Origin of the sequence: Stenotrophomonas sp. NRRL B-14846, from assembly GCF_050473585.1 — a bacterium.
Classification (GTDB): Bacteria; Pseudomonadota; Gammaproteobacteria; order Xanthomonadales; family Xanthomonadaceae; genus Stenotrophomonas.
In genome coordinates, this window is the sequence record NZ_JBFLUN010000028.1 from 1 (window position 1) to 14870 (window position 14870).

A 14870-nucleotide genomic window follows, 5' to 3' on the forward strand; every position below is an offset into this window, starting at 1 on the left:
CTGGCATCGGCCTGCAGGCGCTCGCCGATGCGCGCGACCAGTGCTTCGGCCTGCGTGCCCTGGCCATCGCTGAAGGCCTGCAGGTGCTGACGCAGATCACTCACCAGCGCCTGTTGTGCCTGGGTCTGCTCGTTCACGACCTTGGCCCAGCTGGCTTCGGTGGCGACGCGGCTGCGCTCGAATCCGTCGCTCAGGCCAGACAACTGCTGCTGCACCGCCTGCTCGACACGGGCATGGAGTGCCTCACCATGGTGGGCGAGGCCGGCCAGCGTGGTTTCGGGCCATCGGCTGCAGCGCGCCACCGATGGCAGCGGCACTGGCCTCGGCACCTTCGCGCAGCGACTGCTGCAGCGAGACGGCCAGGCGTTCCTGCAGCGCCTGGCTCTGGGTCAGGAACTCGGCCTGGCCGGCCAGCAGACGCTCATTGGCGGCCCGCACTGTGCTGTTCGAAGGTGCTGGTCATCGCCTGCAGGCGGTCGACCAGCGCCGGCAGCGCGGCGGACTGTGCCCTGCAACAGGCGCAGCGATTCGGCGCGCTGCCAGGCCTGCGAGTAGGGGTGCAGGTCGCCGGCAATGGCACGGTCCAGCTGCTGCACGGCCTGCAGGCGGTCACGGCGCAGCAGCGCCGCCAGCAGGCCGAGCATGGCCGAACTGGCAACACCGGCGATCGAGGTGCCGAACGCCACCGCCAGGCCCTGTACTGGCGACGCCAGCGAACCGCGGATGGCGGCCATGTCGGTTGCGCTCTGCAGGGCCAGGCCGGTGCCGCGCAGGGTGTCCATCATGCCCAGCAGGGTACCGAGCATGCCCAGCAGTACCAGCAGGCCAACCAGGTACGGGGTCAGCACCGGCGCGGGCAGGGCGGTGCGTTCGCCTTCCACGCGCAGACGCACGGCGTTGCCGCAGGGCCCATCGGCACGCGCATCCAGCCAGGGGCAAGGCTTTCCTTCGCGCTGGACAGGTCACTCAGTGCGCTGCGCAGGCCGTTGCTGGCCTGGCGGTAGCGGTACAGCTCCACGCCACCGGCGATGTAGCAGGCCGCGATGATCGCCGCCACCGCTGCAACCCAGCGGATGCACCGAAACGTAGCCAAATGCCGATCCAGCACACGGCCAGCAGGCCGACAAGGAAAACAACGACATGGAAAGCAGTTCTGGACATGGTGTTTCCGGTCAGTGGGAGCGCAGGGCGTCTTGCAGCCCTTCGATCGGGTGGAAGCGCAGCTGCAGCTCGGCAAGCAGCAGGGTGCGCATGTCATGGCGGAAGGCCGCGCGCCAGCCGGGCTGGCCGTGCACGCGTTCAAAACGGGGCGCCGAGCACCGCCGCGGCAGTGGCCAAGCAGGCTGTGCTCGCGCGGGGTGAGGGTCTGTTCCATCACCGCATCGACCTCGGCCAGCCGTGCCAGCTCGGGCGAAACTTGTACCAGCTGGTCGCGCAGGCGGCCGCGCAGTCGCCCGGTGGCGGTCTGGATGGCCTGCTGCAGCACCCGGTAGCGCTGGCGCAGCGAGGCGAAATTGGGTGCGGCGGCGGCTTCGGCCAGGTCCAGCAGGCGCTCGGCCTCGGCATCCTCGCTGATCGAGGCCAGCAGGCTGGCATGGGCCTGGGCGCAGTCGTCCAGCACATCCGGGCCGCTTCGGCGGCCTCACCCGGCTCGGCAGGCGCCCGCCCAAGGCCCCGGACAGGGCCACGGCACGGCTCCAGTCCACCCACTGGCCGAGGCGATCGGTCAGGGCGGACTGCTGGCCGGCATCGCGCCGGTCGCTGAGACGGGCGAGCAGGCGGAGGAATTCCGTCCACCCAGGACCGGCTGCGCTGCTTTCGCCATCAAGGGGTGAGGGGCCAAAAACCGTTGATTTTACAACAGATGACCCGGCCTGGATGAAGGCGGGGCCGGGGGAGGGCACCCGCAGGCGCGAAGGGCTTAGAATGTCCGGCTGCACCCATCCGTTTGACCCTTGGAGTACCCAATGACTGTTGCGCAGTCTACCGATCGGCACCCCCGGACAGCCCTTGGGGCGACGCGAACGCGCACAGTGGCGGGCCCGCCAGCAGCGCCAGCGCAGCTACCACGACGACGTGGTGGCCCGCGCTTGAAACGCCTGGACGACAGCTTCGATGTGATCCAGTACGGCAGCTGGACTACGCGCCGGACCATTACCCGCTGTTCGCCGTGGTCAACCACAACTGGAACCCGGCGCTGCGACCGCGCTGATCACCGGCGGCGTGCATGGCTATGAGACCAGCGGCGTGCATGGCGCCCTGCAGTTCCTGGAACAGCAGGCCGAGCGTTACCTGGGCCGGTTGAACCTGATCGTGGCGCCGTGCGTCAGCCCGTGGGGCTACGAGCGCATCCAGCGCTGGAACCCGGATGCCATCGACCCGAACCGCAGCTTCCGTGACGGCGGCCAGAGTCGAGGAAGCCGCCGCGCTGATGCGCTGGGTGGCCCGAGCGCAAGCCGAACCGTGCTGGTGCACCTGGACCTGCACGAGACCACCGACAGCGACCTGCACGAGTTCGATCCGGCACGCTGCGCCCGCGACGGCAAGCCGTTCGAGCGCGACACCATTCCGGATGGCTTCTATGTGATCGGCAACAGCGAAGACCCGCAGGCCGAGTTCCAGAAGGCGTTGATCACCGCCGTCGCCCCGGTCACCCATATCGCCCCGGCCGACGCCGAGGGCAGACCTGGTCGGCCTGCCGCTGCAGTCGCCGGCGTGGTCTGGGGTGAGTCGCGTTCGATCGGCGCCTGCGCCGGCTTCACCGACGCGCGCTTTGCCACCGACACACCGAGGTCTACCCGGACAGCCCGCCGCACCAACCCGCAGGAATGCAACGACGCCCAGGTGGCGGCGGTGTGTGCGGGTCTGGATTTCGCCCTGGCCACGCAGTAATACCTCCGTCCAGGGGCGCGCCGGGTCATGCCCGGCGGCTCGGGCGTGAACTAGCCCAGCAGGATCACCCCCCACACCGTGCCGACCATCAGCAGTGCGGTGGTCTGTGCGGCGCTGCCCATGTCCTTGGCGTTCTTGGACAGTGGGTGGTGGTCAAGCGAGATGCGGTCGACCCACCGCTTCGATGGCCGAGTTGAGCAGTTCCACCAGCAGGCGGATGAAGCAGACTGCCAGCACCACGGGCGCGTTCGACCCGGCTGATGTCGAGCAGGAAGGCGGTGGCGATCAGCAGTGCATGCAGCAGCAACAGCTGCCGGAAGGCCGCTTCGCCACGGAAGGTGGCGATGAAGCCATCGCGCGAATGGATCAGCGTATGGAAGATGCGGCGAATCCCGGTCTTGCCGTGCGGGTACTTGCCGCTGTCCCTGGGGTGAGGTGGCTGCATGCCGGTCTGCCATGAATTGACCTCACGACAGGATGTGCAGGCGGGCGTCGGGAAAGCGTCGGACGCCCGTTGGATTTTCCTTCATCCGGCCTGGCGCTGCGCCTGGATGTCTGGTCGAGGGCATCCAGATCATCCGTCGGCGAGGCCGCCATGCCGGGTACGCCCTCGGTCTCGACGAAGGCGGAGGAGCGCAGCACATCATCGAACGCCGGATTGTCCTTCTCCGCATGACGCAGCAGGCCGGACATCAGCCCGCAGATGCGGACGGCCGCCTTGAAGGCGCCCTGCAACGAACCGGCCGGCTCGGTGACCGTATTGAGGAAGGCCGCATAGGCCGGGCCCATCGAAGACGAAGTCGTCGCGCTGCTGGAAGGCTTCGCCGCTGAGGTTGGCTTCGCCGGAGACGTGCCGCGAAAACCCCCAGGACCAGATGTCGAGGAAGCGGAGGTCATCCAGCATCCGGCGCGCATCGTCATCCAGTGGAACGGCACCAGACAGGGCGTGTTCCAGCGTGGCCGCTGCGAACGGTTCGGTGCCTTCGTGGGCCAGGAAATCGCTCAGGCAGCGCAGTGCACCGGGATGGTGTGTATCCAGTTGCAAGGCCCGGTAGATCACGCGGGCGCCTTCCACATGGCGGGCCCTGGGCGATGAAGATGTTGAGCGCGTGGTGGGCGAGTTGGTCGGCGTTGAGATCGGCAATCCGGGTCATCGGGGTCTGGCTGGCGTGGACGGACGGTGGGCACCAGTCTGACAGATCACTCATTCGGCCGGGCTGCGTGAATCGCGGATCGAATAGATCACCGAGAAGATCTTCCAGCCCTGTTCGGTGCGGATCAGCTGCCACATCTCCTTGCCCCAGTTGGTCTTCACTCCATCGTCGTGGGAAGCTGTAGTCAAACGACACCGAGGCTACATCGCCATCCGTCTCGATCTTCGTGTTGGAGAATGTCTCCTCCTTCGGTTTCGGCGAGGCCACCGCCCCGTCGATCAGTGCGATGAAGTTGTTGGCGGGAATCCGCCGCGCCTTGATCGCATCGGGCTTGGCCTTGCGGATGTCCTGCAGGCGCACATCTCGGAGACGTACTGCCAGCCGATGTCTTCCGGTTTGTCCGAGAAGAACAGGCCCATGTAGGTCGGCTTGTCCTTGTTGATCAGCGAGGTGCGGAAGGACTCGACCACCTGTTCGATCGCCTTGACGTCGGCGGGTGCGTTCTGCGCGGCGTATGCCGGCAGGCACGCCGGGAGCAAAAGGGCGAGGGCGGCGAAGCGTGCACGTGCGTTAGGCATCATGGGGTCCCTGGGGAGGAGTGAGGTGGCGCTAACGCATCACCGCGCGTAAGTTCGCCAGAAAAGCACGTGGTCTTCGGTCCTGTTGATGGCGACGAAGACTGATTTTCCGGATTCGGGCGCGCAGTGAAATACGCGGTACGACGCGCTGAGCGTCGCGTTGCCAGGCCACCAGTATCGATCGAACGCAACAGGATCGCTGTTGTTGAATGTGGTTGCCTGGCAATCCGCAGGCAGCTGCAGTGGTATCGCAGGGGGCTTGGTAAAGGCCAGCGCGCTGGTGTTTGAGTCGAGGTCGTGCACCTCGCGCAGGTTGGTCGCCTCGTGGGGCACCCAGCCGGGAATCCATCCCTTGTTCACCCTCTCGGAGTCGATGGCCTGCTGCAGGGTGTCGAACGAACTGTCCATCACCAGGCCGCAGGCGCATAGCGCGCTACAGACTGTCACGACGATGGCGCGCCTGGCCATTCCGGCGGGGCTAGTCATCGTCGTCCTCTTCTCCGGAAAGCAGCCTGCCAGTTCTTCCGGTGGCAAGCGCTTGAACCGCTCTTCCAGTTCCGATCGTACGGCCGGTCGTTGGGTTCGGTATGGCGCTGGGCCTTGCGCGCGTACTGCTGCATGAACAGGCCGATCTCCTGCGCGATCCTGTCCTTCCGGCTCTTGCCTGCCATCGACGGGCGTCCCTGTGTTCATCCTGAATCATCGGTCGGCGCACGCTAGCACGGATGCAGGGCGCTGCAACAGGCCCGCTTGCCGAGGTTTGACGTTGAAGAAGGTCTGCGCGGATGATGCGCGGGCGCGCGGCGCAGGAGGGGATCTGTCAATGAGGACACTGATGTGGGGGCTTGCCGGCCTGTTCGTGGCGTACGTTGCCGGTTGCTCGGCAATCTCGGCGTGGCATTCCCGCGCGCTTGCCTCGGTTCCGGCGGGGGCGGGCAAGGCCGAAGTACTCCGGGCGCTGGGGCAGCCTGACGTGGTGGAGCACGCCGGTGTTCCCTTTACCCGCTATGCCAGCAGGGGATGCAGTGGCCGCTGTGTGCAGCGATGGTGGTATGAGAACCGGCTGGGCCTGGATACCGAAGCCTGGTCGGTAGAGCTGGATGCTTCCGATCGCGTGCTCGCAACGTCGCGCTGGACATCACCGTAGAAGACCACGACGAGCGCATGCGCATCCATCGACCTTTCATCTTCATCGCAAGCCTGGCCCTCATGGCGTTGTGCGGGCTGATGGGCGTACTGGTGCTCATCTATGGCTTCAACGAGCAGGGCCTTCGCTGCGGCAGGTTGTGCTCACTGGAGATCTCCATCCGCCTGCTCTTTGGTGATCGCGGATTCGAAATGCTGGTGGCGATGGGGCTCTTTGCTGCGGCGTTGATGTGCGGGAGTATCGCACTGCGGCCGGCATGAATGCCGGGCCGCCTCGCAAGCAGGTGCGGCGCCGTGGGCGCAAGTACCGACGATCGGGTCGGCCCCGGTCGTAAGGTGTCTGCAGCGGGCTAATTCGCCGCGTGTGGAGACGCAGCAAGTCGCTTCAGCGGTGCAGCGCGTCGATGATCAAACCGGTGGCGATCTCCACCAACAGGTACTCGTTATCGGACTGGCGCACCCAACGCCGGTCGCGGCCCGCTCGCGCAGGTGATAGCGCGTGTAGTCGTCCACCCAGTAGCGGCGGTCCACTTCTGCCCATGGCAGGCGCTCGCCGCGACGCCAGGCCTTCTTCTGCCAGCCCGGCGGCGGTGCATCACGGTTGTGCGGGCCACCGGCGTGCGGCGGTGGCCCGTTGCCGCGCGCATGGTGCGGCGGATCGGCGAAGGCGGTGCCGCAGCCAGTGCGGCAGCCGTGGTCAACGCAATGGCGAACAAGCGTGCAGTGTTCATCGCAACCTCCGGGCCTTGCCGCTGCATGCGGCGTGGTGCTGCGGAGTATGGATCAACGAATGTGAATACATTCCAGCGCCGTTCCACATGCACAGAAGTTCAGCCCGCTGGCGACTAAGGGCGAGCCGAGACCGATTGGATGGCCGAGACGACCGCCGCCGGATTCTCGCGATGGAGGTTGTGGCCGGTGTCCAGATAGCGATGCGAGCCTCGGGTGAATCCGGAGAAGAGCAGGGCGTGCTGGATCTTCCAGAGAGCCTTGCCCTGTGCGGTTTCTTCGAAGAAGAGCGGTTCGCTGGCGATCTGCGTGGCGGTGAGCAGCGCGACCGGTACATCCGGCATCGTCTGAGGTGTCTGCGCACCCCGGCGCATCAAGCTGCTCGATGAGGATGGCGTAGTCGGCGACCATCGCAGGTGACAGCATGGCGCGCAGCGAGGTGTCGTCTGCCTGGATGCGTGCGGCATCGGCCTGCCTGAAGGCGTGCCGCTGCCCCATCGTGGCCGGATCGACCAGTACCAGGCCCTGCAGGCGATCGGGATGACGCCGCGCGAACTCGGTGGCGAGCAGTCCACCATAGGAGTGGCCGACCAGCACGACCTTGCGCCCCGGCGCGAGTGTATCGATGACAGCAGTAAGATCCGCCAGGTGTTCGTCGATGCGCTTGGGCTGGCCATTGCTGCCGGACTTTCCGAGGCCGGCGCGCGCGTACGCGATGCTGTGGTAGTCCTCTCCCAGCCCGGTGATCACATCCTTCCAGACGCCGGCACCCTGGCCGAACCCTGATTCAAAGACCACGGTGACCGCGCCGCTACCTGACTCCTGTGCCTGGAGCGCGTAGGCGCCGCGATCAACCGTGATCTCCCGCGCCGATACGCTGCCCATGGCCAGGAACAGTACCGCCAGCGCCCACAGCTTCACTCGGTTGCGTTTCATTCGACATCTCCGGGTCATGGAGGCGCGCCGCCCTCCTGAATGAATCAGGCAAGGGAGCGAGGCCCGCCTGCCGACCCAGCGACAGGTCGTGCTGGTAATGTAGTGATGTAGTACACCATTCATACGTGCTGGAAGTCACGGGGGCGGCCCAGCCGCCGCCTCCGGCATGGCCGCCTCAGGCGCGCTCGCGTGCCTCATACCAGTCGCGCGACCGGTTCACGATCTTCACCACCGAAAGCATCACGGGGACTTCAATCAGCACCCCACACCACCGTAGCCAGCGCCGCACCGGAGTGGACACCGAACAGGCCCACGGCCGTCGCCACCGCCAGTTCGAAGAAGTTGCTGGCGCCGATCAGCGCCGACGGCCCGGCCACGCAGTGCGCCACACCCAGGCGCCGGTTGAGCAGGTAGGCCAGGCCGGAGGTGAAATAGACCTGGATCAGGATCGGGACCGCGATCAATGCGATCACCAGCGGCTGCTGGACGATCTGCTGGCCCTGGAACCCGAACAGCAGCACCAGCGTCAGCAGCAGCGCCGACAGTGACAGTGGCCCCAGCCGGCGCAGCGCCGCCTGCAGCCCGGGCTGGCCATGGCGCGACAGGAGCCAGCGCCGCAGCAACGCGGCCAGCAGCACCGGCGCCACGATGTACAGGCCGACCGACAGCAGCAACGTATCCCACGGTACGGTGATGGCCGAAAGCCCGAGCAGCAGCGCCACCACCGGCGCATAGGCCACCACCATGATCGCGTCGTTCAGTGCCACCTGGCTCAGCGTGAAGTTGGCATCGCCGCGGCACAGGTTGCTCCACACGAACACCATGGCCGTGCACGGCGCGGCGGCCAGCAGGATCAGGCCGGCGATGTAGCTGTCGATCTGGCCTGCGGGCAGCCAGTCCGCAAAGACGTGGCGCAGGAAGAGCCAGCCCAGCAGCGCCATCGAGAATGGCTTCACCGCCCAGTTGATGAACAGCGTCACCCCGATGCCTTTCCAGTGCTGCCCCAGCTGGCGCATCGCACCGAAATCCACCCGCAGCAGCATCGGGATGATCATCAGCCAGATCAGCACCGCCACCGGCAGGTTGACCCTGGCCGCTTCAGCTGCCGCCAGGGAGGCGAAAGCACCGGGCAGGAAGTGCCCGAGCAGCGTGCCGGTGATGATGCACAGCGCGACCCAGAGCGTCAGCTGGCGCTCGAACAGGCCCATGGGTGCCGCTGTGCTCATGGCGTGCGCGCTGCCGGCAGCAGGTGGCCGATCTGGTCCAGTGCCTGCTGCAGCACTCCGCGGTCTTGCCACACGTGCCCGGGCAGCGCCAGCAGGGCCTGCACGCGCGCCTTCACGATGGCATGCGCATGGGCGAAGGCGGCAGCCTTGTCGGCATCGCTGCCCTCTGCCTCGGCCGGGTCCGGCAGGCCCCAATGGCCGCGGATGAAGTCACCGAACACCACGGGGCAGGCTTCCGCTGCCGCCGCATCGCAGACGGTGATCACAAGATCCATGGGGGCGGCATCAGCGAACTCATCCCAGGATTTGCTGCGCAGTCCCCCGACCGGGATGCCTTCTGCGCGCAGCTGTGCAAGCGCGAACGGATTGACCTGGCCGGTCGGGTGGCTGCCGGCACTGTAGGCCGTGAAGCGGTCGCCGCCCCATGCGCGCAGGGTGGCTTCGGCCAGCACGCTGCGGGCGCTGTTGCCGGTGCAGAGAAACAGGATGGAGCGGGACATGAAGGCGTTTCCGTATCAGCAGCTGCAGGGATTGCCCGACGGCGTGCACTGTTCGCTGGGCGAACCGGCGCAGCAGTTGTGCGTGAGGTACTCGATCAAGCCGCTCATTGCGCCGAAATTCGCGCGGTAGCAGACGTGGCGGCCCTGGCTCTCGCTCTCGACCAGGCCGGCCTGTACCAGCTCCTTCAGGTGGAAGCTGAGGGTGGCGGGAGGAACCTGGAGCGCTGCGGCGATGTCGCCGGCCATGCGACCGGCCGGGCCGGCTTCGACCAGCAGGCGGAAGGCTGCCAGGCGGTGGCGTGGCCGAGCGCGGTGAGCGCAGCGATTGCATTTGATGTTTCCATATTTCTAGAATAGTCGAATGAATAAGCCGATCACAAGTCCTTCGCTGCCCCATCTGAGGGAAGCCTCCCTTCCCCAGCCTGATCACCAGCGGTTGGCCGCCGAACGCCAGGGGCCGCCACGCATCCTGCTGATGTACGGCTCACTGCGGCCGCAATCGTTCAGCCGCAAGCTGGCACTGGAGGCCGAACGGCTGCTGCAGCATCTGGGCTGCGAAACGCGCGTGTTCGATCCACATGCCTTGCCGCTGCTGGACAGCGTGGACAAGGAGCACCCGGAAGTGCAGCGGCTGCGCGAGTGGTCGCACTGGTCGGAAGGGCAGGTGTGGGTCAGCCCGGAGCGGCACGGTACGGTGACCGGCGTGTTCAAGAACCAGATCGACTGGCTGCCACTGGAAGACGGCAGCGTGCGGCCGACCCAGGGCAGGACGCTGGCGGTGATGCAGGTCTGCGGCGGTTCGCAGTCGTTCAACACGGTCAATACGCTGCGGGTACTGGGCCGTTGGATGCGCATGTTGACCATTCCCAACCAGTCGTCGGTGGCCAAGGCCTGGCAGGAGTTCGACGAAGACGGACGGATGAAGCCCTCGCCCTACTACGATCGCGTGGTGGATGTGGTCGAAGAACTGGTGAAGTTCACGCTGCTCACCCGCGGCCGCGCCGACTACCTCGTGGACCGTTACAGCGAGCGCAAGGGCGATGCGTTGGCGGTGGAGCTGGCGCGGGCGGCGGGAGCGACCGGCATCTAAGGCGGATGCCGAATTGCGCGCGGTTCCTGCTCAGCTAGCCGGCGCGGGCTGCAGGGCCTCCAGCACGCGGCAGTCGGCCACGCGCCCACCGGGGCAATTGCCGATCATCCGCTGCAGTTCGCCCTGCAGCGCCTGCAGGTCGGCAATCCTGCGCGCGATGTCGGCAATGTGCGCCTTCACCACGTCATCCACCGAACTGCATTGGTGCTCGCGTTGTTCGCCGAAGGCGATCAGCTCGCGGATCTGCTCGATGGCGAACCCCAGCTCGCGCGCACGACGCACGAATGCCAGCCGCCGTTGGTCCTGTGCGTCGTAGCAGCGGTAGTTGCCCTGCGAGCGCAGCGGCGGCTGCAGCAGCCCGATCTTTTCGTAATAGCGGATGGTTTCTGCCTTGGTGCCGGTCTGGCGGGCCAACTGGCCGATGGTGAGTGGGGCTGTCATGGGCTTGACCTTGTAGGGGCTACAAGGTTGATAAAGGCAGCTCCCTTTCATTTCAAGCCCGGGCACGCCCGGCGGAGCGCCCCCATGGACCAGTGCTGCGGCCACAAACGCCAGGAGCTGGCATCGATAGCGCTGCACAGCGCTCAACGGCGGGTACTGGTGGCGGTGCTGGCAATCAACCTGGCGATGTTCTTCATCGAGTTCGGCGCGGGCCTTGCCGCGCGGTCCAGTGCCCTGCAGGCCGATGCGGTCGACATGCTGGGCGATGCCATCGTCTATGGCCTGAGCCTGTGGGCGGTAAACCGGGGCGCGCGCTGGGAAGCGGGCGCGGCGCTGGCCAAGGGCCTGCTGATCCTGGCCTTCTTCGTGTTCATCGTGTTCGAAGTGGCTGGCAAGCTGGTCAACGGCGTGCCACCGTCCAGCACGCTGATGCTGGTGTTCGGTGGCATTGCCCTGGTGGCGAACCTCACCTGCCTGGCGCTGCTATGGCGGTTCCGCAGGTTGAACATCAACATGAAGAGCACGTTCGAGTGCTCGCGCAATGACGTGGCCGCGAACCTGGGGGTGCTGGTGGCCGCAGGTGGCGTGGCCATGACCGGGCGCGGCTGGCCGGATATTGTCGTCGGCGCAGTGATCGCCCTGTTGTTCCTGAGGTCGGCAGTGAGCGTGATCGCTGAAGCGTGGCCGGCATGGCGGGCAGCACGCCACCAGTGACTCAGTTACGGTGATGCTTGCTTGGGCAGACTGCAACCTCTTGGCTGCGCTGATCGATCAGCACCACCGCTTCCTGCAGCGCATGGGCGCCCACCACCGCTTCCGGATAGCGATCGGACACCCGTACGTCCAGCCCCTGCAGCGCCAGGCCGCCAATCAACACGGGAACATCCAGTCGTGCACGTCCGCCATCGACCTCGCCGTGACTGAGGGTCAGTCGATCCCCGGTGGTCACTGCGGCACCGGATGCCTGCCGGAAGCGTGCAGTGGGCAGCACCATCGCGACGTTGGCGCCGGTGTCCAGCTGCGCCTCTGTGGTCACTGTTCCAATCTTCACCGGGATGCGGAAGGCGCGTGAGTAGGCGAGCGTGTCCGGTTGCGCGGGCAGGAGGTCGATGTCGCGGCGGAACTGCAGGCGCCGTTGGGGGTAATCGATGATCAGCACGCCATCAGCGAAGAATCCGCGCGCAAGGATGCCGTCGAACACTGCGTCTTTGGATTGCCGTGCGTTGTAGTCGCGGGTGAGCGCGGTCACGTCGCTGTGGCGCAGCCCGGCGAGCGCCAGGGCGTCGATGCGCACTGTGTCGGCCCGCGCTGTCTGCACGCCGTCGGAGTGGTGGGTGCTGGCGTCCGCAGGTAGCGTCAGTTTCCGCACCAGGCGGCTGTCCGCGCGGGCCATTCCGCTGGCGCCGGTATCGATGGCGAAGCGGTAGGGGCCGCTGCCGTTGACCTGCACCTGCACATGGATGCGCCCGTCGAAGACGTCGAAGGGAACGTCGATGATGCGCTCGCCCGGGCGGGCGGCGAGGGAACAGGCGCTCTCCAGCACGGGTGAGGCGAGGGTGGGCGCAGCGAACGGCCACAGAGTGAAGATGACAATGCTGCGCCAACGGCGAGTGCCGAGTGCGCTATGGCGGTGCGGGGGAATGCGCCTCATGATCCTGTTCCATGGGTGTCCAGGATCTTCTGATGCGTGAGGGATGCAGGCGGTTGCAGGTTTTTCCTGCTCCGCAGGCTGCTCCGAAAGCTGTCGCGGCAATCGGCTGGATCTGAAATCCTCGCGGGTGGAAATGTGACGGATGTCGCGGGCCTTGACTTGAATATGTCACCGTCTTCAACGATAAAGGCGGCATGTGGCACTGCCGCATTCCGGACCAGGGACGATCCGAAGCATGACGTGATGGCGCTCTACCCCCGCGTTCTCGTTCCCGCCGGCGCTGTGTTCGTCTCAGCTGGCAAATCGCCTCGGACGATCATCTGGACAAATGAGCCGTACGGGGAGTTGCTCGCAGATGTGCGGGAGCTATCGTCCGGGTGGAAGCTTCCCCTACTGATGACTTGGACGCCTCAAATGTACGCTCCCAAGCTGCTCCCAGTCGTGATGCTGTCAATCGCACTTTCTGGTTGCATGGAAGTTGCCAGCACCGAGTATGCAGACCGCAATCAAGCCGTCTCAAGACAAGCAATCGGTGAATCGAAGTGGTTGCCTTCATGGTTGCCTGAGGACGCGGTCAACATACGCGAATCGCACGACATGGACACAAATGAATCGTGGCTGGTTTTCCGCCTAACCAGCGGGATTCTTGCTTTGCCCGAAGACTGCAGGCTAGTGAGCAGGCCGGAGATGTCCGACGCGCGAGTCATGCGGAGATTTCCTCAGTTTGCCCGCAACGCGTGGTCGCGAGCGTCAAGCTATGGCGGCAAGTTCTATCTGTGTCCGGAGGGTAATGTTGGTCGCTGGGTCATGCAAGATGAAGAGTTGGGCCTTGTTTACAGTGGAATAAAATTCTAGGTGGATGGGCGGTCTCACCTGGCAAGCGAAATGCGTGAGTGGCAATTGGCGACCTCAAGGCTCTTGGGGCGCGTGGCCGTGGTGACGACTGTGTGGGAGAAATTCTAGGGTATCGGCTCCGTCGTCTATGGTGGCTGTAGGGCAGGCGGTAAGTAGAGGCGAATGGAATTAAAGACAGTCTGAGAGAAAGAGTGGCGCTGCCGCCAAGTTGGCGGCGCCCGGATTCGTCGCCCGGTCGTATGCGCCTGAAGGGTTCCAGTAGATGAATGAGGATTTCAACGCGCTCGAATGGTGTGACGCCACGTTGCTGACCATCAACATCGACAGAAGCAATCCTGGCGTATGCGATGAGGTAAAGGTGCAGGTGCGCTGGCCGGATGGCCGGCAGGCAACCGTTTGCTTCTCGGAAGCGTACGGGTGCTCGGCGCTCATGAACTTCGGCATGCTGGGTGAAGAGGGAATCGAGTTCGCCAGGGTCGACGATGACGAGCCGGGACTCGCCTATCTTCTTGATCGTTGGAAGGCGGTCGGCTATCCGCTATCCGGCGTGAAGTGTTTCCACATCGAAACCAGTTCGACTGGAAGCATCATTCTTATCTACGCCAAGTCATGGTGGATCGAGCATCTGCCGATGGCGGATGCAGTGCCCTGAAGGACATCCCGTGCCCCGATTCCTCACCCCCGACGAGGTCTTCCTCATCCACAGGCTGCTGCCTGAGACGACCGAGTCGTCCTACGTGCTTGGTTTCGTGATTCTTGCTCCGGCGGTGCCGTTGGCCGCCACACTCTACATATTGGGGCGTCGATGATGGTGAAGCTCCTGACAGCACTACTTCTGATTGGAGTCGGACTTGGATTCTCTGGCGGCGCATGGGCTGTAGGAAAGCGGCCCTTCAGGATGATCCAGTTCTGCGTGCATGACCAAGAGGGCTTGAGGCGGCTCAAGCAGATCCTCAGCTCTATCGCCAAGGACGAAGGAATGCAGTTCTTTGATGGCAGCGCTGAATTGGATCGCCAGCTTGCAGGGCAAAGGTGGACATGAAGCGCCCCGTCGTCTACGTCGGAGTGAAGCGGGAAGACGGCTCTGGACTGGAGGCGGGGAACCTCGGATTGGATCGCTTCGAGATAGCTATCGGCTTCTCTGAAGGGAAGATGCCCGCCGAGGCACGGTCATTCTCTGTTCGCCTCGAGCGCACCTGGCCGAGCGCTGGAATGTACTCACGGTTCCTCCGGACAAGGGCGCTGCGCCGACGGCGTGTCGCGCGGGAGGCGATCCTCGCTGAATGGCGTTGCAGATGGCCTTCACCCTTCGGGCTGCAACCGTCCCATCGCCTGCGCGCACAACGACTGGCAGGCCATGACCAACGCCTCCATCACCCGGTCGCCCACGTACTCTTCGGGTTCGGCGTTCTGTCGGGGGCGTTCCGCCGCCAGCAGCATTTCCAGCACAACCCGCAACCCGCTCAACGCGCAATCGGCGTCGGCCAGGGCCAGGCAGCGGCCGGGCAGTTGATGCCGCTCCGGCCAGGGTTGGCCATCGGCCGCCGCACCGGAGCCGATGCGGTTGAGGTTGGCAATGAAGGTGTTCCTGTCCACTGCAGGCGGTGCCGCGATAGGCATGCAGATGGGGGAAGTCGGTTTCGTTCATGGCAAGGCTCCGTGCAGGGCAATC

At 65.3% G+C, this 14870-nt stretch carries 14 protein-coding genes and 9 pseudogenes; 8 read left to right on the top strand and 15 right to left on the bottom strand.

The features are described from left to right. Together AB1281_RS24385 and AB1281_RS24390 are read right to left on the bottom strand one after the other, a co-directional pair. Window positions 1–1161, bottom strand: a pseudogene (locus AB1281_RS24385) (DUF802 domain-containing protein); the annotation flags it as partial. Between the two features lie 11 nt (window positions 1162–1172). Beyond that, window positions 1173–1825: pseudogene (locus tag AB1281_RS24390) on the bottom strand (DUF3348 family protein). A gap of 398 nt (window positions 1826–2223) precedes the next feature. Between AB1281_RS24390 and AB1281_RS24395 the strand changes: the two are divergent. Next, complete coding sequence (locus AB1281_RS24395; RefSeq protein ID WP_430347248.1) at window positions 2224–2892, top strand: M14 family metallopeptidase; 669 nt, start codon at window positions 2224–2226, stop codon at window positions 2890–2892. Between the two features lie 50 nt (window positions 2893–2942). Here the strand turns inward: AB1281_RS24395 and AB1281_RS24400 are convergent. The 5 genes and pseudogenes from AB1281_RS24400 to AB1281_RS24420 form a co-directional block, all read right to left on the bottom strand. After that, window positions 2943–3337: pseudogene (locus AB1281_RS24400) on the bottom strand (diacylglycerol kinase). Between the two features lie 198 nt (window positions 3338–3535). After that, complete coding sequence (locus tag AB1281_RS24405) at window positions 3536–3952, bottom strand: hypothetical protein (protein WP_430347249.1); 417 nt, start codon at window positions 3950–3952, stop codon at window positions 3536–3538. A 144-nt stretch (window positions 3953–4096) separates the two neighbouring features. Further along, window positions 4097–4627: pseudogene (locus AB1281_RS24410) on the bottom strand (nuclear transport factor 2 family protein). A gap of 36 nt (window positions 4628–4663) precedes the next feature. Continuing rightward, window positions 4664–5110 carry a hypothetical protein gene (locus AB1281_RS24415; RefSeq protein ID WP_430345845.1) on the bottom strand — a complete coding sequence of 149 codons (447 nt, stop codon included), beginning with the start codon at window positions 5108–5110 and terminating at the stop codon, window positions 4664–4666. Then, complete coding sequence (locus AB1281_RS24420; protein WP_430347250.1) at window positions 5107–5295, bottom strand: hypothetical protein; 189 nt, start codon at window positions 5293–5295, stop codon at window positions 5107–5109. Before AB1281_RS24420 ends, AB1281_RS24415 begins: the two co-directional genes overlap by 4 nt. Window positions 5296–5390: 95 nt before the next feature. Between AB1281_RS24420 and AB1281_RS24425 the strand changes: the two genes are divergently transcribed. Together AB1281_RS24425 and AB1281_RS24430 are read left to right on the top strand one after the other, a co-directional pair. Continuing rightward, on the top strand, window positions 5391–5771 hold the full coding sequence (locus AB1281_RS24425) for a hypothetical protein (protein WP_430345843.1): 381 nt from the start codon (window positions 5391–5393) through the stop codon (window positions 5769–5771). Window positions 5772–5788: 17 nt separating this feature from the next. Further along, window positions 5789–6031 (top strand): hypothetical protein, encoded by a 243-nt coding sequence (locus tag AB1281_RS24430; RefSeq protein WP_430347251.1) that lies wholly within the window; start codon window positions 5789–5791, stop codon window positions 6029–6031. A 124-nt stretch (window positions 6032–6155) separates the two neighbouring features. Here AB1281_RS24430 and AB1281_RS24435 read toward each other — a convergent pair. The 5 genes and pseudogenes from AB1281_RS24435 to AB1281_RS24455 all read right to left on the bottom strand — a co-directional run bounded on the left by AB1281_RS24435 (window position 6156) and on the right by AB1281_RS24455 (window position 9505). Beyond that, window positions 6156–6501: pseudogene (locus AB1281_RS24435) on the bottom strand (RcnB family protein). 114 nt (window positions 6502–6615) lie between these two features. Further along, window positions 6616–7435 (bottom strand): annotated as a pseudogene (locus tag AB1281_RS24440) (alpha/beta fold hydrolase). 175 nt (window positions 7436–7610) lie between these two features. Then, window positions 7611–8643, bottom strand: a pseudogene (gene arsB / locus AB1281_RS24445) (ACR3 family arsenite efflux transporter). 14 nt (window positions 8644–8657) lie between these two features. Beyond that, complete coding sequence (locus tag AB1281_RS24450) at window positions 8658–9161, bottom strand: arsenate reductase ArsC (protein ID WP_430345839.1); 504 nt, start codon at window positions 9159–9161, stop codon at window positions 8658–8660. 15 nt (window positions 9162–9176) lie between these two features. Then, a pseudogene (locus tag AB1281_RS24455) lies at window positions 9177–9505 on the bottom strand (ArsR/SmtB family transcription factor). Window positions 9506–9522: 17 nt separating this feature from the next. Between AB1281_RS24455 and arsH the strand changes: the two are divergent. Next, on the top strand, window positions 9523–10251 hold the full coding sequence (gene arsH / locus AB1281_RS24460) for an arsenical resistance protein ArsH (RefSeq protein WP_430345837.1): 729 nt from the start codon (window positions 9523–9525) through the stop codon (window positions 10249–10251). Between the two features lie 30 nt (window positions 10252–10281). On the opposite strand, the gene AB1281_RS24465 is transcribed toward arsH, so the two are convergent. Then, window positions 10282–10692, bottom strand: a complete 411-nt coding sequence (locus tag AB1281_RS24465) for a MerR family transcriptional regulator (protein WP_135968040.1) — start codon at window positions 10690–10692, stop codon at window positions 10282–10284. Window positions 10693–10776: 84 nt separating this feature from the next. On the opposite strand from AB1281_RS24465, the gene AB1281_RS24470 reads away from it, so the two are divergent. Further along, window positions 10777–11406 (top strand): cation transporter, encoded by a 630-nt coding sequence (locus AB1281_RS24470; RefSeq protein WP_119006378.1) that lies wholly within the window; start codon window positions 10777–10779, stop codon window positions 11404–11406. A 1-nt stretch (window position 11407) separates the two neighbouring features. Here the strand turns inward: AB1281_RS24470 and AB1281_RS24475 are convergent, their stop codons facing one another. Continuing rightward, window positions 11408–12343 (bottom strand): aspartyl protease family protein, encoded by a 936-nt coding sequence (locus AB1281_RS24475; protein ID WP_430345836.1) that lies wholly within the window; start codon window positions 12341–12343, stop codon window positions 11408–11410. Window positions 12344–12757: 414 nt separating this feature from the next. Here AB1281_RS24475 and AB1281_RS24480 point away from each other — a divergent pair, with 414 nt between their 5' ends. The 3 genes from AB1281_RS24480 (at window position 12758) to AB1281_RS24490 (ending at window position 14240) form a co-directional block, all read left to right on the top strand. Continuing rightward, the gene (locus tag AB1281_RS24480) at window positions 12758–13198 is read left to right on the top strand and encodes a hypothetical protein (protein WP_285303404.1); all 441 of its coding nucleotides are present in this window, start codon (window positions 12758–12760) and stop codon (window positions 13196–13198) included. Between the two features lie 262 nt (window positions 13199–13460). After that, on the top strand, window positions 13461–13850 hold the full coding sequence (locus AB1281_RS24485) for a hypothetical protein (RefSeq protein ID WP_430347252.1): 390 nt from the start codon (window positions 13461–13463) through the stop codon (window positions 13848–13850). Between the two features lie 156 nt (window positions 13851–14006). After that, a complete protein-coding gene (locus AB1281_RS24490) occupies window positions 14007–14240 on the top strand; it encodes a hypothetical protein (protein WP_430347253.1) in 234 nt (77 codons plus the stop codon). A gap of 260 nt (window positions 14241–14500) precedes the next feature. Here the strand turns inward: AB1281_RS24490 and AB1281_RS24495 are convergent. Further along, a pseudogene (locus AB1281_RS24495) lies at window positions 14501–14846 on the bottom strand (hypothetical protein). Window positions 14847–14870 lie beyond the last annotated feature (24 nt).